The following is an 18,986-nucleotide window of genomic DNA, read 5'->3' as shown; positions in this document are numbered from 1 at the left end:
AGGATCTGAACCTCTATGTGTGTTGCTTCTGATTGAAATATTTGGCAGTCTTCATCAGCCTTGCCGCTGTCGATCATCAATTATTCGGCGTTTTCCGGTGCCGCTGGTGAACCAGCCCGCCGCATTGAAGTTGATGCTCCCCATGGCCAGTGCCCGCCGCCGGAAAAGGGTTGCCACCGGTTCGCTCCGTAACAGCACTCCAAGCGCTTCGCGAGCGACTCTCTCTTCGGTGCCCTGACAAACCTGGAAACACAGGTGAAGCTGATCCTGACCGGCCTCGCGGTTGACGCTGGCGCTAAAATTCAGTAATCCGGGAATCGGGAAGAGTGACTCGTCCAGGGCCGCCATGCTGAGGTTCAGCCCGTGCTGCAGAGGCACGCAGGAATCGATTCGCCCCTGCACCCGCGCCAGCCTTTTCAGCACCGTCCCGCAGGGGCATGGTTCTGCCAGCATCTTGGCCAGGTCCCCGGTGCGGTAGCGGATCAGCGGCATTCCGCGGTGCCGCAGCGTGGTAAAGACGACTTCTCCCCTGACGCCATCGGCAACCCTTTTCCCGGTCGCGGGATCGATGATCTCGGTGTACAGATCGGCCTCGCGCAGATGGTAACCGGCCCTGGCCTCGCATTCGACGCCACCCCCCAGCCCGGTCTCGGTCATACCGTAGTGGGTCAGGACTCGACAGCCCCACCGTTGTTCCAGCTCCACCTGAACTGCCTCAGGCACGTAATCGGTCGACAGCAACACGCTTTTCACCCATCCCTTGGCGATGATGCCGTCGACATCGGTTCTCGCCAGGGACAGGAGCTGGGTCGGGATACCGACCAGGCAGGCCGAAGGATGATTCAACAGCTCCGCGCGGGTGGCCGCACCATCTGTCACCGGTCCCAGCACGACCGGCTTGACCCCCGATCCGGCCAGGGCTTTTGCTAACAGATGGCCGACGCTGTCCGGCCGTTCGCCCGGCAGCAGAATGAGAACGGTCTCCCCCGGCTGGACCAGAGTCGACATGCCGCAGCGGAAGAAGTCGGCCGTTGCCGCCAAATCCTCGGCGGTGAAAAACACCCTCTTGGGCTCACCGGTGGTTCCCGAGGTCCGCAGAGTGACGATTCGTTCAATCTGCTCCAGCGGAGTACAGAGCATTTTCATGCCCTGGACCCGAAGATCGGCCGCGGTGGTAAACGGCAACTTTTCGAAGCCGGCAAAATCACCCAGACTGTCGAGGTCAACTTCAGCCAGCCGCTGACGGTAAAACGGACTCTCCTGTCGGGCAAAAGCGACCAGCTCGCGGATCTTCTCCAGTTGATAGGCTTCCAGCAGCGAGGTGGTCAGTGCACCCGCACCTGCCGGGACCACTTTGTCGCGAATCCAGTTTTCCAGCGGCGTCTTGTTCATAAGCATGATTCCTGGCGGTTGCGATAGAGCGACTTGCCGTATTGACCTGTGAGGTTGTAGGCGCAAAAGGGGATCAGGTTCCCTGCCGGGGACATGATCGAGATACAACAGTTTCGCAGGCGCTCCAGATCGAGATTCCAGGCGTCCTGAAAGGCCATGCAGGAGATCGACAGGCTGTGCGTGCTGGCCATCTCCAGAAAGGCATCAAGGTCCATGGTCCTCTCCTCACCGACAAGCGGCTTGCTCTGGGCTTGACCGCCCGGAACCGCCGACCACTGCCTGGCCATGGAGTCGATGGTCTTGAGCAGGCCCTGGCGCCCGTCCTCGGTGCCGCAGCAACTGCCGGAGGCAGAACTGATCCGCCGCAAGCGGCCGTCGGGCAGAATCATGAAGCTGCAGTGGAAGGAACAGCGCGCATGTTCAGTCCCCGGCGGGATAAAGTCACTCGCCTGGATCAGACCCTCGGTTTGGGCTTCGATGGCCTGCATAACCTGCGGCAGGGTGAAGCGTTCGCCGGAAGAGGGACCCTCAGCGAAGCGTCCGAAGTAGCTGATCGGCTGAAAATGAATCCCTCTGACCAGCGGCACCTTCTCCAGCGCAAAGCGGATGATGGCACCGATATCTTCAGTATTCACCCCGGGAACCAGGGTCGGAACCAGGACAACACCCAAACCCGCTGCCCCGCAGCGTTCAATAGCGGTCAATTTCTGCAGGGCCAGCGAGCGCCCCCGCAACTGCTGATGAATCCGCTCGTCGAGACCGTCGAACTGTAGAAAAACCGTTGTCAGGCCGGCCCTGGCGAGCTTTTGGGCATAACCTGCTTCTTGAGCGAGCCGCAGACCGTTGGTGTTGAGCTGGATGAACGTAAAGCCGTGCTTCCGTCCCAGGGCGATGATCTCTTCCAGGTCGTCGCGCATGGTCGGCTCCCCGCCTGAGAGCTGAATATTGCAGGGGCCGGCAGCCGCCATGACCCGCTCATACCAGTTCTCGATCACGGCCAGGGACGGATCGGTCTCGGCCGCTGCCGTCGCCTTGCTGTCGGCAAAACAGACCGGACAGCCGAGAGTGCATTTCTGCGTCACTTCCAGCAGCACCGAGCAGGGGTTCTGCCGGTGCTCCGGGCAAAGCCCACAGTCGTAAGGACAGCCGTCCGTGACCCGGGTGTAGGGCAACTCCGGGTGCGTAGGCGTTTTCGGTCGTTGCCACTCTTGGTAGCTGGGGCCTCCGCGCCAGATCGGCGTCTGCCAGGAGCCGTGGTCCTTGCAGGTCTTTTCCAGAAAAACCTCATCGCCGCGAGAGACCACCGCAGCCGGGAGCAGCTTGAGGCACACCGGACAAACACTCTCGGTGGCAGCCAGTCTTTTTACATGAACCTCAGACATAATTATCACCGTTCTTTGCGGCTCCGGAGTTGGCCAACAAGGCCCGTAATTTTTCAGTTGTGGCCGCCAACAGGTCCATGCAGGCGCGCTTGTTGGGACTAGCCGCCAGAATCGCCGCACAACTCGTCCCGCCGTAGGCGCCTTCTGCCCGGGCGTTGAACCAGTCGGCCAGTTCGCTGAGCAGAAGGGGCAGGCGCGAGTCCGGCAGCTCTGCAGTTCCCATGCTCAGCGATAGAGCACATGCCGCCCCGGTCAGGACCCCGCAGTCTCCTTCGGGCGAACCCGCGCCAAAACAGAGCCCCGCCATCGCCCGGACCAGCTCCGGGTTCTCCTGGCCAAGCTCGCGCAACGCCAGCTTCATGATGATCTGGCTGCAGCAATAGCCGCCTTGATTGAGGGTCAGGATCTCAAAGAAGAGATCGCTCAACTGAAGTTCTCCGGACAGTTCTCGGGTCATATCGTCATTCTCCGGGCAATCAGCAGCTGGTAACCGAGCGACTGCCAATCGTTGCGCAACGCCTGTTCCTGCGCGTCACCGCTCTGCCGACTCCAGCCGAACAGATTGTCCAGACATGCTCCTGGAGCCATGATCAGGCGAAACGCCAGTTGCTTCAGGTCGCCGGTTCGGTCCTGCCAGTGGGTCGTCTGAAATTGGGCGGTTTTCAGCAGGTCTATGGTTTGGTCTTTCGTTGCCAAAGAATCTCTCTCTTTAAAGCCGGACAGCGGGCTTTTTGGCGTCCGCTTTCGGTACAGATCGGTCAGGATAAGAGCGCCTCCTGGCCGCAGCACGCGGCCAAATTGAGCCAGGACGGCGCTGACCCTGGTTTGCGATAACGTACATTCGCAGATAATTCCGTCGAAACTTTGGTTGGCAAAGGGCAAGCTCTCCAGGTCTCCGCAGATGAGCACAGGTCGATGCGCTTGGCTGCAGGCTTCGGCAAGCAGACTCGGAGAGCGGTCGATGCCGAAAACCTTGTAATTTTCGCGACTCGATAAATGCCGAACGGTAACCCCGGTGCCGCATCCGGCATCCAATATTCGGCTCCCCTGGGCGAATCGGCAGACCTCAAGAGCTTCTGTCGTGAGACCGACTCCGCCTGGTCTCAAGGTCCCCTCAGCGGCATCCAGCAGGGTGCGCGACTTTTTCAGTTGCCATTCGGTCATGGTGGTCATAATTCGGCCAGAGCGCAAAGGTTCGGGTTATTTGTCCTCAAGCATCTTCTCCGCCAGGGCCATCTTCTGGACGGCGTTTTCCTCACTGATCAAAACCCGCTGACAGCTTGGGCAGGCAGGCAGTTCTACGGCGAAGGTTTCATCCAGGTAGGTCAGCTTGACGGTCGCCATTTCCAGCGCGAGCTCACAAGCGGCGCAACACCAGGTCAAGGGGGCCGCGGCCTGCTTGGGCGGTAAATTGAAGCCTTCGAGGATTTTCATGCGATGGGAATAGGCGCTGAAGATGGTGTATCCCTGCGCCACCTTTTGATATTCCACCCAGTAAGTCACCTGGGGAAGACTGAGATAGGCAAGCTGATGTCCGGTGACAGGATCGGTATAAAAGCGGTGGTCGGCTTCAGCGGAGGAAATCACTTGCTGAAGGGTCTCTTGGCGAATACCCCTCTCGTCCAGCAACTTTTGCAGTTGCAGGTCAATTTGCAGCGGAGTTTGGTGTTCGTTGCTCATGCTGTCTCCATCTGATGCTGAGGTTTGCCCGCGAGGCTTGTTTCTTGATTATTGGTTAATTGCCGATTGATTGCTATGGAAGCTACCAGAGTCAAAGCAATCTTCGTACCGTTTTGCCGAGATGGTCTTTTTTCGGCCTCGCTGAGCCGTGCATTGGTCGAGAACTCGGGGAGATGGGAATGGGGTTAATCCCAGGGGAGGTAAATCTGTACATCCAGGCCAGGTCAAAAACTGTCCGGGAAGCAGACAGTTGTCTGCTTCCCGGACACATCACCTGGTTGCTGTTTAGCCAAGGCGTGAAAGCTTTTCGTACAATTTCGATCTGCTGATACCCAACAAACGGGCGGCTTTTGATTTATTGCCCTGGGCTTCGGCCAGAGCGGCCCGAATCGCTTCCTGCTCCATCATTTCCAGACTCTGCCCGCTGATGCTGACCTGATGTCGCGGCGACCTGATCTCCTCGGGGATATCCTGCAGCTCAATCAGATCTCGATCCACGTAGTTTAGGATTCTCTCAATAATGTTTTCCAGCTCCCGGATGTTACCGGGCCAGTGGTACTGCTCCAGCGCCGCCAGCCCCGGGCCGCTAATGCCACTCACCTGCTTGTTGAAGGAGCTGTTGTATTTCTTGATGAAGTGCTCTGTCAAGACTTGAATGTCGGCCCTGCGCTCGCGCAACGGCGGTATGTTGAACTCAATGACGTTTATTCTGAAATAGAGATCCGCGCGAAAGGTGCCTTCACTGACCAGGCTCTTGAGGTCTTTATTGGTGGCGGCAATAATGCGAACATCAACCTTGCGGGTCCTGGTATCTCCGACCCTTTCAATCTCTTTCTCCTGGATGACGCGCAGCAGCTTTCCCTGCAACAGGAACGGCATGTCGCCGATTTCATCCAGAAAGATCGTGCCGCCATCTGCCAGCTCGAACTTTCCGGGTTTCCCCTGTTTTCGGGCGCCGGTAAAAGCCCCTTCGTCATAACCGAACAGCTCGGCTTCCGCCAGTTCCGTGGGGATGGCCGAACAGTTGACCTTGATGAACGGTTCCTTGTGACGGTCGGAGGCATTGTGAATTGAATGGGCAAACAATTCCTTGCCGGTGCCGCTTTCGCCAATGAGCAGAACGGTCGAATTGCTGCGGGACACCTTGAGGATTTTGGCTTTGATCTGGTTTACCGAATCGGTTTTACATATGATGCTGCTCAGGGTGTAGCTGGTTCCGTTGGCCTTATACAGTTCGTTCTTATAATAATCGAGCTGCATGTTTAAACGATTGAGCTGCTGCATGACCTCGGTCAGTTGATCAAGATCCTCGTAGATCTTGACCACCACACCTTTGGCGCCATCTTCCTGGCTCATGGGCAGAGTGGAAAGAACGCAAGGTTTACTTTTTATTTCAAGAACTTGCAGTGGCGTGTCGTTATTGATCATGGGGATGAATTTATGGATATGTTGGCCGATAACCGCTTCTTTGGATCGCTCCGCCTTGGCGCAGAAACGTGCGTTAGCCAGGGTGATAAGATTTTGTTCATCGAGCACCGCGACCCCCTCGTAGGCAACTTCCAGGACCATCTCCAGGGTTGTTTTCAATTTTTTTACGCTGTCGAGCTCGTGAGCGATCCCTTCGACATCGGTCAGATCCTGGATGACAAAGGTCACACCCCGGACCCGAGCGTTCTGATAAATGGGGACCGCCGTGACGATCAGTTTCAGCGTTTGATGCTCTATTTTTCGCGGAGCGATCCAGTCGCCATTGAGGATGACCGAAAAGTCCTGTTTCAAATCGGCGAAATAGGTGCCGACATAATCTCCGGTGCGAATTTCGGGCAGGAGGTCCTTGGCATATTGGTTAGCCAGGGTGACGACACCGTTGTCGCTGGTGGTTAGAATCCCCGCCTGAACATTCTCCAGCACTGTCGCCAATTCGTTGTACAGATATTCGGACCGGTTGAGAAGATCGATGACCGAACCGGCCTGGGTCAGCATGCCGATCGGCTGGTTGGCCATATCCACGACGATTGTCTGTCCCACCCGAGAGGTCGACAGCCAATGGGACAGCTCCGAAAGACTTTCGTAAGCTTTATCTTCCCGGAGATAGACAACCTCGTGGATGTAGTGGCCATCAATCGGGCGGTCAAGGCTGGGGTCGTTCAAAAGACAGTCGAACAGATTCGAGCGGCCGAAGTAGCCGATCAGCTGGTCGGTTTCGTCGACCACCGGCAAGCCATTAAACTTAGAGCTTTTCAAGAGTTGGACGGCCCGACGAATACTCTCCCAGGGGTGGATCCGAGCCTTGGTTGGGACCATGATTTCACTGACCAGCATGTCGCGTTTCCTCTTGTTCGGGAGGGCTGAATTGAATCAATCCGGCCGCAAGATCCTGTTAGCAGCTGTTTAGGTGGCGCTGCAGCCGATCACCGGCTTTCGCAGGCAGGAGCGATTTCAGATTACTTTCTACATTGTAAAGTGATGGTGATGGTGTGATGGTGAGGGTGATAAGAAATCGCTTTCTAAGGAATTCCTAAAATACGGCTTCCCGATTGAAGCCGCTACATTTACGATTATTATCGTAATCCTTTTCAGTCCGATATTACAAGATTTTTTTGTTCGCCCACTTGGCTCCTGCCAGGTCCCCTGCCTTTCCGGCTCACGCGGATTCACGCCAACTCCACCAGGCTACAGCATTGTCATCAATTATCACTGCATGGATATCAACTTCCAGATATCATTGTGTTTCAGTCTAGTGATACTATGGCAACACTTCCCCGTCCCATGCAATCACAGTCTTTGCATCTCAATAAAGGACTCCCCATAGTCAGGCCAGCCATCATCATACGGTTCAATAATCGTCTCAACCCTTGGGGTAGACGGTGGTTCCCTTTCCCGCTTTGGCTTTGCTTCCTCGGATAAACCAAGATGAACCAAGATCTTTTAAATCACCTTCCGTTCATGGATGAAGCTGATAATTTTCATCAAGCCACCCACAGTGAGTGCAAAGAAGCGGGTCCACCTCACATACTTTTTTGATGCATTCCCGCTAAATCAGAGGTGGCACCTTTTTTGCCCTGAAAAGGCTCACAACAATTACATTGTACTCCCCAACCTTCTGCTCACATTTTCCCTCTACCTCTTCGGCCTTGCGTCTGTCACCCCGCATCCGGTTTGAGTACCAACCAACATACCTAACCATCTGTGCCAACCGTTGTAGATTCTCATCTTAGAATAGACAAAAAATCTCAAAAAAACACTACCTGTATCCTGTCAAAGAAAACGACTGGAAGGATTTCGCCTCCCAGTCGTTTTGGTTGTAGACAGCAGTCTACCGGCACCGAACTATCCCTTGGCGCCTCCGTTGGGAGAAACAAGGAAGAAGGCGACGCGGACGGTGACAAAGGTCCAGAGGTAGCATCTCTTGCCTTTGTCTTTCCAGCCGGTCTCGTCAATGTTAATGGCGTCGTAAAAAGGTAAAACGCCATTTTTAATCGAATTAACCGATTCGGCTGAAAGGTCATATAACGTGCGACGTCTTCTGGTAAACGTCGCTTGAATTGCTCTTTGATAAGACCACAGACAGCCAAGATGGCCAACAAAGGCCCACAAAATGGTATTGGCAGTTCGACCTGCCACTTTCCGTACCCACAGACACTGAAATATTCCGGGAGGCATCCCCATGTTCCGATGATCTCCGCATCGAAGGCCATCAGCCGGCTGATGATATACTCGACCTTCTGCATACCGAACCCGACGATCATAAGCTTACCGGTGAAACTGAGCAGTGCCAGGGCGGCCGCCTGACCCGGCCGGGTGCCGGAGACCTCGAAGATCCTCCAGCCGAAACCGGGAAGCCCGAGCTGTTTTTGAATCCCTTTGAATTCGCCGACCACGTCCTTGATCGGCTTGCCCATGCTGTTGATCGCGACATCCACGCCATAGCCCAGCATCTTGTCAAGCCGTTCCTTGTTGATGTCAACGACAATCACGCATTCTGCCCCCAAGGCCTTGGCGATCTGGACCATGTATTGCCCAACCCCGCCTACACCGATGACGATCTCGTCGTCGCCGATCTCGTGCTGCACCCGCTTGGCGGCCTGAAAAGGCGTCATTCCGGCGTCTGCCACCACCGATAACTGCTCCAAGGAAATCTCCCGGCGATCTTTCACTTCGCAAAGGTCGATGGAAGGTACGGGAATGTAGCTCGAAAACCCGCCGTTGATCCCGATGCCGTTGCCCGGCATTTTCTGGTTCAGGACATCGGTCGAGGACGGCGAGCTGATCATCGAGCAGGAAGGACGTTGAGTTTCATCGATATAGAATCAGATCAAAACTGGGTATAAGAGGTACAAAGGACAATCTCAGATCATATTTCCTTTGGGTGTATACCAACAACGATGGCTTATATATTGTGTTGAAAAGAATCTTGCCATGCGCGATTTTCAGTTTCCCAGATACCTGATCAATATATCATCCTATATCGAATCATAAAGTGCAGGAGCGGTACCGGCAGCAAGGTGTTCTTGTTTTTTGTTTGTTCAAGGATAATCTGGGTGAGAATAAAGGCGGTGACGTCCTCCTTGGTCTTGGCATCGATGACCTTTACCTCGTGGCCCTTGCAGATGAGCTCGGACATGTCGCCAAGAGTTACATATTTACTGTCCGACATGCTGTAGAGGCGCCTGTTTGCATATTTCTTGAAAATCAAACTGTCTGTCAAAATCTGCCCCCCCTGTTTGTCTCTAATAGTAACCTGGCAATGCAAAAACATACCGTAGAGTACCTCAACCATATCCGTCATCTGTAACTATATTGCACACAGGGATAATATATAACGCATTATAATTGCGATGTAAATACATCATTGTTTATTTTTTTGTGCGCCGCAACATAATTCATTGACAAGGCTTTAGGTTACTGCTATCCTACATCCTAACGACTTAACACACCAAACACACTTGGAAGCAGGTGAACAACCCTAAATAAAGATGGAGGATAACAAATGGACCAAAAACAGATTGCCAAGCAGATGATTCAGTTCAACAAAACCGCGTTCGACAGCAGTTTCAGTGCCATGACCATGGTTTACGAGCAGAATGAGAAGATGTTCGAGACTTTTCTCAACCAAGCCCCTGGATTACCAGAAGAAGGCAAGAAAGCCGTTAAAGATTGGATGTCGGCGTATCGTACTGGATGCAACGATTTCAAAAAGCTGGTTGACGACAGTTATGCTAAAGTTGAAGAGTATTTTAATAAAGAGTAGCCCGACTACGTAATGTGAAAAAATCCTTTGATGGGGGACCAAAACGGTCGTCCGTCAAAGGGTGTGCATAGGAGAGTAAACAGTATGCCGGACGCAAAAAAAACGCACAATACATCCACTGAAATGATGAATGCCTTCAGTGACGGATTTTCAGTTTTTGAAAATCTGTTTTCCGCTACACAGGCCTACTGGGCTGGTATGTTACGATATACCACTGATTTTTTTATTCCCGCCATACTGGCCAGTCAGTATTTTAACAGGGTCGAAGGGATACGTTTACTCGAGGAATCGCCAGCGGAGAGTTTTGAGGCCTATCTCAAGCTGCTGCAAAACAATCTTGAACTGATGGATCGCAGCATTAAAGGTACTGCTGATACGATGACGGCCTATGCGCAGCTGGAGATGCAAGGCCTCACCGATGCCTTGCAGCAGAGTTGTTTTGAACTCAAACACGAAAAGCTGGCCCGATACACGAAACGTCAGGTAGAACTGCTGGAGATGGTGACTCATAACTACCCGAAGAGCATAGATGCCATCGAGCCCGAATATGGTTTCCATTTCGAGCGCGGCAACCATGTTCTCCTGGATGAAACCGATCGTTTTCTCCTCTATCGCGTTGCCCCTTCGTTAACCCAAGTCAAAACGCGCACTGACGCAAAACCTATCTTGATAATTCCGCCCTTCGTGTTGGGCGCCAATATTCTAGGATTTTTGCCAGGTGAACAGCGCAGTTACGCGCACTGTTATGCCAACCAGGGGTTTCCCACCTATATTCGCGTCCTCAAAGATATCGATTCTTCACCGGCCCTGCAGGTCATGACCGCAGAGGATGATGCCAAAGATACACGCCTCTTTTGTGAGGCTATCTTGAAAGAGCACGGCAAACCTGTCACTCTGAACGGCTACTGTCAGGGGGGATACACCGCCCTATGCAATCTGCTCAGTGGTCAACTTGATGGCCTGGTGGACGCTTTCATCACCTGCGTGTCCCCCATGGACGGAACGCGCAGCAAGGGTCTGGCCCGTTTTCTGTCGCAGTTGCCGCCGCAATTCAACGATCTCGCCTATGGTACCAAAGTTCTGCCTAACGGCAACCAGGTGGCCGACGGCAAGCTGATGGGATGGGTCTATAAACTCAAAAGCATCGAGCATGAGATCCCTGCAGCCGCTTTTTTCCGCGATTTATCGATGTTTGCCCGCCAGAAAAACGGGGAATACAAGATCAGTAAAACCGCTGCTGCCTTGAATTACTGGCTCCACAATGAGCGTTACGACCTGCCTTTGGAGATCACCCGTATGAGCTTTGCCTCCTACAATGTGCCGATCACCAAGGACGGCACTTTACCGGTACGATTGTTCGGTGAAAAGTTGAATGTAAAACGACTGAAAGAGAAGAAAATTCCCTGGCTGATATGTTATGGCACGGAAGATGATCTGGTGGAAAAGGAAACAGCGCTGGCACCCCTTGATTTTATTGACGCCGAGGTAACACCCTTTCCTAAAGGGCACGTGGCTATTGCCACCTCCTGGTCCTCACCTGACTCTGCCTGTGCTCTGCATACCCGGTTTGGCAAAGGCAACTATCGCGGACCGGTGCTTTATCATATGGATCTCGATGCTGCCCTGAACAAAGCGGCAAAAAAAGCGTCCCAAGAATCCAAGCCGACGTCCACGACACCCGTCCAGTCAAAAGCTCGGATTGCGAAGCAAATGCCGGTTGAAAAAAATCCGGTAACCGGCAAAACGACCTCGAAAAACGACCCAGTCGAGAACAGCGCGGAAGTCAAAATTGTGCCGGCGGATATCAAGAAACCCGTACCGTTGACCGACGCAGCGACGACCAAGACTGAGTCGCAGAAGGCAAATAAGCCCGACACAGTTACGACCAAGACCGCTCCGGAGAAGGTAGACAAGCCCAACACAGCCGTGACCAAGACCGCTCCGGAAAAGGTAGATAAGCCCAACACAGTCACGACCAAGCCGGACCTGAACAACCGTGAAAATAAGCCGTAATTTCGTTTGGCTTCAACCTCTACTCTATGGCCAGAATGGACATGAAGGTGGTGTGAACCGATGAACAGACAATTTTATGAATTCTGGGGCAAATACTTCACCAGTGTAGCTCAAGGTCAAAAACAGCTTGAAGATATGTCCGCCTGGATGAAACATGGCTTCGCCGGCACTGATGACCTAACAGCGCTGTTCCGGCGCTGTTATGGTTTGAACACGGCCGAACCAGGTGGTGCGCTGGATGAACAAACCTGGCAGAAAGCCATTGACGACTTTCAGCAGACTTTTATGCAATTAGCCGAGCAATGGGGCTTGGTCAGCAAAACTGAGCACCAAAAAATACTTGATAAATGCGCAGCACTCGAAAAAAAAGTAGCGCAGCAGCAAACCACTATCACCCAGCTGCGTAATCTGCTGAACCAAGAGGGACGAGGGCATGCCGAACTCTTTGAACTTTTTAAAGGTACTTTGGAAGAGCAAAGCAACAAGTTTACTGCACTGATGGAGAGTATCAGTAAGGTTGGTAAAGACAAGACCTAAAGCCTGATGAAAACATTTCGATCGCACTAAAAGACTGCCGGGAACCGGAGATAAACGCAGCCGGGACTGCAGACACTGGATAATCATAGGGAAGAGGTGAAATAATGTTGGACATTAAAGGATCTGTAGCGGTGATCACCGGTGGCGCAAGCGGCATCGGGTTTGCCTTAGCCAAACATTGGGTTCAGCATGGTGGTAAGGTGGTTATCGGGGATGTCGTAGCCGAAGCCCTCGATCGGGCCAAACAGGAATTGGGAACGGCTGTCGTCACAGCACAGTGTGAAGTTACCAAGGAGGAGCAGTGTGGCGCATTAGCGGATACTGCCATCGAAACATTTGGCCAAATCAACCTGGTAGCACCCTTTGCCGGTATCATCATGGATGGTATGATGGTATCTCCGGACCGTGAAACCGGCAAAGTCACGAACAAAATGTCCCTGGACCAGTTTCAAAAGGTCATCGATATAAACCTGACCGGTGTTTTCCTGACGGTACGTGAATGCAGCGAACGGATGATCAACCACGGCTGTCGGGGGCTGATCTGCCTCATTTCCTCAACGGGTTCTCTTGGCACCGCCGGGCAGATCAACTATGCATCCACCAAGGCAGCCATGTCGGTGATGCCCAAGGTAATTACAGCCGAATTTTTCCGGCGGGGTTTGGCCGATCGGATTCGTTGCATGGCGGTGGCGCCAGGTTATGTGGGCACAGCCATGGTCAAGGGCATGAACCAAAAGGCTTTTGATAAGATTGTCGCCCAGGTCCCCATTGGTCGCTTGATAGAACCGGAAGAGGTAGCCATGCTGGTAGGGGATATCTACAAAAACGAAGCCTTGAACGGTGAGGTGTTTTTTATCAACGGCGGACTTCGCTTGGGTTCCAAAGGATAGGGGCAGCAAAAGTATTTTCTGCTAAAAGAGGGACAGGCCTTTTATGAATGAGAAAAAAGAAGATCCAATTGGTATGGCGTCGTTGGTCGACACCTGGATAAAAACCATGGGCGACGTCTTTGGGCCCATGGCCGGTCAATGGGCTGGCTATGGGCCGCAACAGCCCTGGTCAATGGCGGGCAAAAGCGCCAACGCCAAAGCCCAGGCCACCATGGACGCGGCCTTGAAGAATTGGCAGGCAATGGCCGCCGCCATGTCGAGGCCAGAGTCCATCTCCTCGCTTCTTAAAGGCAGCGGTGCCATGCCGGAGATGTTACTTAACATGGCTCAAACCTCTTTGGCCGGTTTTGGGGAGATGCAGACGAAGATGATTGAACGCCTTGGCCGGGTGGGTGCCACCGCTAAGGCCTTTGAGTTCCAGGATATCGATGAAAACATTTTCCGTACATGGACTGATATTTACGAAAAAGAATTCAAACAATTCTTCCAGATTCCGCAACTGGGCTTGATGCGGACCTATCAGGAAAAAAACAATCAGCTGGCCGATAAATACAACTTTTTTCAGTCCACCCTTGCTGAATTTTTAAATTTTTTGGGCCTCCCCTTCAACCGAGCAATGCAGGTGATGCAGGATAAAATCGGCGATATGGCGGAAAACGGCACACTTCCCGAGGACAGCAAAGTCCTTTACAACATGTGGGTTAAAGTGCTTGAAGGTCATTACATGACCCTTTATCAAACACCGGAATATAATGAAACGATGGCCAGAACGATCAATGCTCTGGCTGATTTCTCCGCAGCCAAGAACGCCGTTCTCGAGGACATGCTGAGCCTGCTTCCGGTGGCCAGAAAATCAGACATGGACGACATGGCCCGGGAACTGTATGAATTAAAAAAACGGCTGCGAAAGCTTGAGAAGGAACAAAAAAAATAAACCACTGATGATTATTTGACTCTTTTAGCCGACTGCTTCATTTTTTTGGGTACGCCTGGCACAAACCAGATTAGGCCGTTGCGAAATACCTGACCGGAAACGACACCTGTAAAGTATCAAAATCCATTCATCAGGTTCCTAAAGGGGGAGCGTATGACACAATCGAAAATTCCCGTGGATTTGATTCTGTCAAAACTGGCAGAAGAGGCGGAAAAAGCACAGTCCCGCGCCAGCAAAGCATCCGAAGTGCTGTTGGACGATCTGGACACCACCATAGCGAAGACCCCGTATGAAGTGGTGTATCAAGAAGACCGGGTCAAACTGAAACATTACCTGCCGCACACCAAAATACGTTATAAAACGCCCTTACTGGTGACCTACGCCCTGATCAACCGCGAGACCATGCTGGACCTGCAGCCCGGACGCAGTGTGGTCGAGCGCTTTTTGGACAGCGGTATCGATCTGTACATGATCGATTGGGGCTATCCAACGCGAAAAGACCGTTTCCTTGACTTTGATGATCACATCAACGGGTACATGGACAATACCGTCGATTTCATTCGCGAACAGCACAAGCTTGAAAAAATCAATCTCATGGGTATCTGCATGGGGGGAACCTTCAGCGTCATCTACTCTGCTTTACACCCGGAAAAAATCAAAAACCTGGTTACCACGGTCACGCCTACCAACTTTGCTACGAAAAAAGGATTGCTGCACGTGTGGATGGAGAATATCGATGTAGACCGCGTGGTGGATACCTTTGGTAATTTACCAGCTGATATGATGAATCTTGGTTTTCTGCTGCTCAACCCTGCCCGTCTGATGATTGACAAATACGTCGGATTCTTGGAGCACATGGATGACAAGCAGTTCGTAGAGAATTTCGTGCGCATGGAGAAATGGATTTTCGATAGCCCCGACTTGCCGGGCGAAGTCTTTCGTCAATTTATCAAGGACTGCTATCAAGGCAACAAGCTTATACAGAGCAAATTAGAGATCGGGGGCGAACGGGTTGATCTCAAAAAATTGACCATGCCGCTGCTCAATATCTATGGTAAATATGATCATCTGGTGCCGCCAGAAGCCTGTGAACAGTTAGTCAAACACGTGGGCAGCAAGGACACTGAGGACATCTGCCTGGACACCGGACACATTGGCATATATGTCAGCTCAAAATACCAGAAAGAGTTTGCCCCCAAGATTGCCGGCTGGTTAAAAGATCGAGACCATATACCCCCAAAAAGGGTTGTGCGCAAGAAATCAGCGGCTCGCAAGACAACGACAGAAGTGCATAAAAACTCACAGGACAAAAATACCATCACCAAGAACGCCGAAAAACTGGGCGGGCCGAACATTACCGGGCGGACCATGCCACCTAAAATCCCCAACAGGTAATGCACACAGATCACATCACGAGGAGGATTTAATGAAACGGGAGACGGACTATTTCACATCGTTTTGCAAGATCAGCAAGGCTTTCGGTACGGCTGCTACCAGAGAGGAATTGCTGCGCCTGATTGTCGACAATGCCGTCACGTCAATGGAAGGCAAGGCGGCAGCCCTGTTTCTGGCTGATGAACGAAAGGATGTTTTTGTGGCTAAGGCACAGTCTGGACTGTCGGACAAGTATATCCATGCAGACCCCGTGCAGGCACAAAAGTGCAATGCCGCCCTCGACAAGGATGGTTATCTGGCTTTTCCCGACGCCACCAGTGATCCACGCCTGGAAAATCACGAAGCAAAAAAAGCAGAGGGGATTGCGTCGTTGCTCACCGTGCCGGTGAGAATTAAAAACAAAAATATTGGCATACTGTCGCTCTATACCGCTGAACGGCGTGAGTTCCAGCCAAAAGAAATCGATTTTTTGTGTGCTCTTGCCGATCAGGCCGGCATTGCCATCGAAAACAACCGTTTGCATCGGCGGATGCATAAAAACGCCATGCTGTTTCTGGAACTGGCCTCAAACATCAATTCCTCCCTGGACATTCACCAGGTCCTCAATAGCCTCACTGTCAATATCTGCGACAAGCTCGGGATGAAAGGGGCTCTCATTCGCCTTTTGGATGATGACCGAAATGAATTAAAACTGGTGGCCAGCCACGGGCTCAGCAAGGACTTTCTGGAAGGAGGCCGTATTACCACCACGGAAACAGCTCAGCGCGCCTTAAATGGCGAGACCATGGTCATCAGCGACACCGACAACGACTGTGGTACAGCCTTCAAGACGGCCATGAAGAAAGAGGGCATCGTTGCCATGATCGTCACGCCCATACTGGTGCGAGAAGAGGTTATCGGTGTCCTGCGCCTTTTCAGTGACGTCGAGCGTCAATTCCCTGACGATGTTATATTGATGGTGAAAGCGCTGGCCCATCAGGGCGGTTTGGCTATTCAGAACGCCTCCATGTTCCTGCAGCTCGAAAAAGACAAGATATCCCTGGAAGAAGATATCTGGAGCCATCGCTCCTGGTTTTAGTGTGTCAGAATTGATTTTAAATTGGTTCTTGTCGTGAAATTGCGATGCTATACCAATTTTGCACGATTCTTTGCGGTCCTGCACTTCAGGCCGAAAACTCAATTCCTGTCCGACCTCTTTTAAGAAAAAGATAATGGATCTCCTTGAGCAGGCCGCTCTTATGCAGGCATTTCGCAACTCCACCGAGGAGCAGTTGGGCAAACAACTTGACCTGCTGGTGCAATCGATGGGCGAGCGAAAATTTTGCCAGAAGGCCGCTTCCCTTCTGATATCGCTGGCCCGCCCTGAAGACGCAGTACCCGCCAGCCTTGCCCGCTTTGTACCACTGGTTCGTGACGGCATCGAATTGTTTCTCTCACGCACCACCTATCCCAGGCTTCGCAAGGTAATACTGCACCAGTCTATCCTTAAGGCACACAGTGTCCCCGGAGAGCGCTTGCTGAACCTGGCCCTCCACTTTCCAACGCTGCACAAACTTGGTCAGGTGATTGCCCGCAATCCACAACTCGATCCAGAACTGAAAAAGTGGCTTATTCGTCTGGAACAGGGTGACTACGGTACCGATCCGGAGAATCAAGTAAACTTCATTCGAACACAGTTGGCAGGTCTAAATTCGCCTTGCCAAATCACGCTATCTCCCCAGATTATCGCCGAGGCCAGTGTTGCCACCGTCCTTCCCTATTGCTGGCAAAACCCTGGCAGTAGTCAGACCAACAAAGGGGTTTTCAAGGTGCTCAAACCTCAGATCGACCTCCATCTACAGGAAGAACTGCGGATTTTAAAAAACGTGGTGTCGAGTCTTGAAATGAATCGAAAGCGATATGCACTGCAAGAGATGCAGCTTGTCAATCTCTTCCAGGAAATTCGCGGGGATCTTGCCAGGGAGGTTGACTTGACTGCCGAACAGGAGTACCTGGATGAAGCCTCAAAACTCTATGATGGCGTGGCTGGCGTGCGGATTCCGGAACTGGCACCTTTCTGTACGCGAACAATGACCGCCATGGAATATATTGACGGCATAAGGATTACCGACATAAAGGGGACAAAAAAACAGCGACTGCAACTGGCGGAACTGGCTTTTCAGGCAATCCTTTGCATGCCGCTTTTTGCAAAAGAAGATTTGTCGTTATTTCATGGAGATCCCCATGCCGGGAATATCCTGGCTGTTCCCGGCAGTGCTCCTGACAGTTTTGATGTGGCATTGCTTGATTGGACGCTTGCCGGATTCCTGTCGAAAAAGCAGCGGATCCATGTCATGGAACTGCTGCTTGGGATCATGAAGAGTGATAGCTGGACTCTAGCCAGGGTCATAGAAAGTATGGCTTGTCGGCCAGATAAGAATGGAAAAATGGATAGGGGATATCTTGCCGCAACCATCAAAAAACTGTTGGTCTCGGAGGAGTATGTCGATTGTGATCCTCTGAAAAAGGCCTTTCGTCTGCTGGAAAAAATGACGATGGAGGGGCTTGTTTTTCCTTCGGAACTCGTCCTCTATCGCAAATCATTTTTCACCCTGGAGGGGGTCCTCCACGATATTTCACCGGATTTTACCATGGGAGAAGCGATGGAAAGATATCTTGCCACGCTGCTGCTGGAGGAGTTGCCGGTACGCTGCGGAAAGTGGATGACTCCTTCGGCGGATAAGCCCGAAGACTATCGCACCCTTCTCTCCAATCGGTCGCTGCTGGAACTCTCACTGCATCAAAGCATTACCATCTGGCAGCAGACTATGCAGCAGAGTTCTTCCATAATCGAGGCACAGGTAAAACTCTCGACTGATTTATTTATGTATATTACAGGTTGCCGCTCTTGGTTACCTGAAAATTAGGGGATGGGTTATCTTGCGGCCGGCTGGTATGATTGAAAGAATAATAAAAAGGAGAAGCGATGCAAGGCAAAACTATCGAAGAGCTGGCACTTGGACAGAGTGCCCAGTTCAGCAAAACTATATCAGAGTCAGATGTCTATCTCTATGCCGGGATCACCGGGGATTTTAATCCGGCTCACACCAATCAAGCCTATGCCGAACAGACTCGATTTAAAACCCGCATCGCCCACGGCATGCTGACAGCCGGTTTTATCTCCAACTTGCTGGGCACCCAGCTACCCGGACCAGGCACCATATACCTGCAACAGACTCTCAATTTCAAGGCCCCGGTGGTTTTCGGCGATACCGTCACGGCCACGGTGGAAGTTATTGAAATCCTGATCGAGAAAAAACGCGTGCGCTTGAAAACCATCTGCACCAACCAGGAAGGCACTGTGGTGCTGGACGGCGAAGCGATTGTCAGCCCACCGCGCAAGATATAAGTTCAAAAAGTCATTGCTTGCGGGAAGTTTCTCTGGCACCGAAACTATTTTACTACCCATTATTTTGCACCAAACTCGTAAATGATCCGCATGTCTTACCCTGGATAAATACTTTCAGTTTCAT

At 52.2% G+C, this 18,986-nt stretch carries 17 protein-coding genes; 9 read left to right on the top strand and 8 right to left on the bottom strand.

What is annotated here, in order from left to right:
- Positions 1-54: 54 nt before the first annotated feature.
- The 8 genes from ACYQ8U_RS19850 to ACYQ8U_RS19815 all read right to left on the bottom strand — a co-directional run bounded on the left by ACYQ8U_RS19850 (position 55) and on the right by ACYQ8U_RS19815 (position 9,213).
- Positions 55-1,392: a DVU_1553 family AMP-dependent CoA ligase gene (locus ACYQ8U_RS19850; protein ID WP_459947306.1), complete on the bottom strand. Its 1,338-nt coding sequence runs from the start codon at positions 1,390-1,392 to the stop codon at positions 55-57.
- Complete coding sequence (trsS, locus tag ACYQ8U_RS19845) at positions 1,389-2,774, bottom strand: radical SAM (seleno)protein TrsS (RefSeq protein WP_459947305.1); 1,386 nt, start codon at positions 2,772-2,774, stop codon at positions 1,389-1,391. Before trsS ends, ACYQ8U_RS19850 begins: the two co-directional genes overlap by 4 nt.
- Positions 2,767-3,231: a DVU_1555 family C-GCAxxG-C-C protein gene (locus ACYQ8U_RS19840; RefSeq protein WP_459947304.1), complete on the bottom strand. Its 465-nt coding sequence runs from the start codon at positions 3,229-3,231 to the stop codon at positions 2,767-2,769. The genes trsS and ACYQ8U_RS19840 overlap by 8 nt, the downstream gene beginning before the upstream one ends.
- The gene (gene trsM / locus ACYQ8U_RS19835) at positions 3,228-3,947 is read right to left on the bottom strand and encodes a DVU_1556 family methyltransferase (protein ID WP_459947303.1); all 720 of its coding nucleotides are present in this window, start codon (positions 3,945-3,947) and stop codon (positions 3,228-3,230) included. Before trsM ends, ACYQ8U_RS19840 begins: the two co-directional genes overlap by 4 nt.
- Positions 3,948-3,974: 27 nt before the next feature.
- On the bottom strand, positions 3,975-4,454 hold the full coding sequence (locus tag ACYQ8U_RS19830; protein WP_459947302.1) for a DVU_1557 family redox protein: 480 nt from the start codon (positions 4,452-4,454) through the stop codon (positions 3,975-3,977).
- A gap of 285 nt (positions 4,455-4,739) precedes the next feature.
- Positions 4,740-6,776, bottom strand: coding sequence for a sigma 54-interacting transcriptional regulator (locus tag ACYQ8U_RS19825; protein ID WP_459947301.1), 2,037 nt, complete (start codon positions 6,774-6,776; stop codon positions 4,740-4,742).
- Between the two features lie 911 nt (positions 6,777-7,687).
- On the bottom strand, positions 7,688-8,728 hold the full coding sequence (locus tag ACYQ8U_RS19820) for a zinc-binding dehydrogenase (protein WP_459947300.1): 1,041 nt from the start codon (positions 8,726-8,728) through the stop codon (positions 7,688-7,690).
- Between the two features lie 176 nt (positions 8,729-8,904).
- Positions 8,905-9,213: a polyhydroxyalkanoate synthesis regulator DNA-binding domain-containing protein gene (locus tag ACYQ8U_RS19815; protein WP_459947320.1), complete on the bottom strand. Its 309-nt coding sequence runs from the start codon at positions 9,211-9,213 to the stop codon at positions 8,905-8,907.
- A gap of 231 nt (positions 9,214-9,444) precedes the next feature.
- Between ACYQ8U_RS19815 and ACYQ8U_RS19810 the strand changes: the two genes are divergently transcribed.
- From ACYQ8U_RS19810 to ACYQ8U_RS19770, 9 genes are all read left to right on the top strand, one after another.
- Positions 9,445-9,705: a hypothetical protein gene (locus ACYQ8U_RS19810; RefSeq protein ID WP_459947299.1), complete on the top strand. Its 261-nt coding sequence runs from the start codon at positions 9,445-9,447 to the stop codon at positions 9,703-9,705.
- An 84-nt stretch (positions 9,706-9,789) separates the two neighbouring features.
- Positions 9,790-11,718 carry a metal transporter gene (locus ACYQ8U_RS19805; protein ID WP_459947298.1) on the top strand — a complete coding sequence of 643 codons (1,929 nt, stop codon included), beginning with the start codon at positions 9,790-9,792 and terminating at the stop codon, positions 11,716-11,718.
- A 60-nt stretch (positions 11,719-11,778) separates the two neighbouring features.
- The gene (locus ACYQ8U_RS19800; protein ID WP_459947297.1) at positions 11,779-12,255 is read left to right on the top strand and encodes a hypothetical protein; all 477 of its coding nucleotides are present in this window, start codon (positions 11,779-11,781) and stop codon (positions 12,253-12,255) included.
- A gap of 104 nt (positions 12,256-12,359) precedes the next feature.
- Positions 12,360-13,145: an SDR family NAD(P)-dependent oxidoreductase gene (locus ACYQ8U_RS19795; protein ID WP_459947296.1), complete on the top strand. Its 786-nt coding sequence runs from the start codon at positions 12,360-12,362 to the stop codon at positions 13,143-13,145.
- Positions 13,146-13,188: 43 nt separating this feature from the next.
- Positions 13,189-14,079 carry a poly(R)-hydroxyalkanoic acid synthase subunit PhaE gene (locus ACYQ8U_RS19790; protein ID WP_459947295.1) on the top strand — a complete coding sequence of 297 codons (891 nt, stop codon included), beginning with the start codon at positions 13,189-13,191 and terminating at the stop codon, positions 14,077-14,079.
- Between the two features lie 153 nt (positions 14,080-14,232).
- Positions 14,233-15,474 (top strand): class III poly(R)-hydroxyalkanoic acid synthase subunit PhaC, encoded by a 1,242-nt coding sequence (phaC, locus tag ACYQ8U_RS19785; protein ID WP_459947294.1) that lies wholly within the window; start codon positions 14,233-14,235, stop codon positions 15,472-15,474.
- 31 nt (positions 15,475-15,505) lie between these two features.
- Positions 15,506-16,552, top strand: coding sequence for a GAF domain-containing protein (locus ACYQ8U_RS19780; protein ID WP_459947293.1), 1,047 nt, complete (start codon positions 15,506-15,508; stop codon positions 16,550-16,552).
- 133 nt (positions 16,553-16,685) lie between these two features.
- A complete protein-coding gene (locus ACYQ8U_RS19775) occupies positions 16,686-18,380 on the top strand; it encodes an AarF/UbiB family protein (RefSeq protein ID WP_459947292.1) in 1,695 nt (564 codons plus the stop codon).
- A gap of 59 nt (positions 18,381-18,439) precedes the next feature.
- Positions 18,440-18,862: a MaoC family dehydratase gene (locus ACYQ8U_RS19770; RefSeq protein WP_459947291.1), complete on the top strand. Its 423-nt coding sequence runs from the start codon at positions 18,440-18,442 to the stop codon at positions 18,860-18,862.
- Positions 18,863-18,986: the final 124 nt, after the last annotated feature.

This window comes from Desulfocastanea catecholica, from assembly GCF_054657295.1.
The sequence above is the reverse complement of the archived record's forward strand: the minus strand, read 5'-3'. Positions and strand labels throughout refer to the sequence as shown.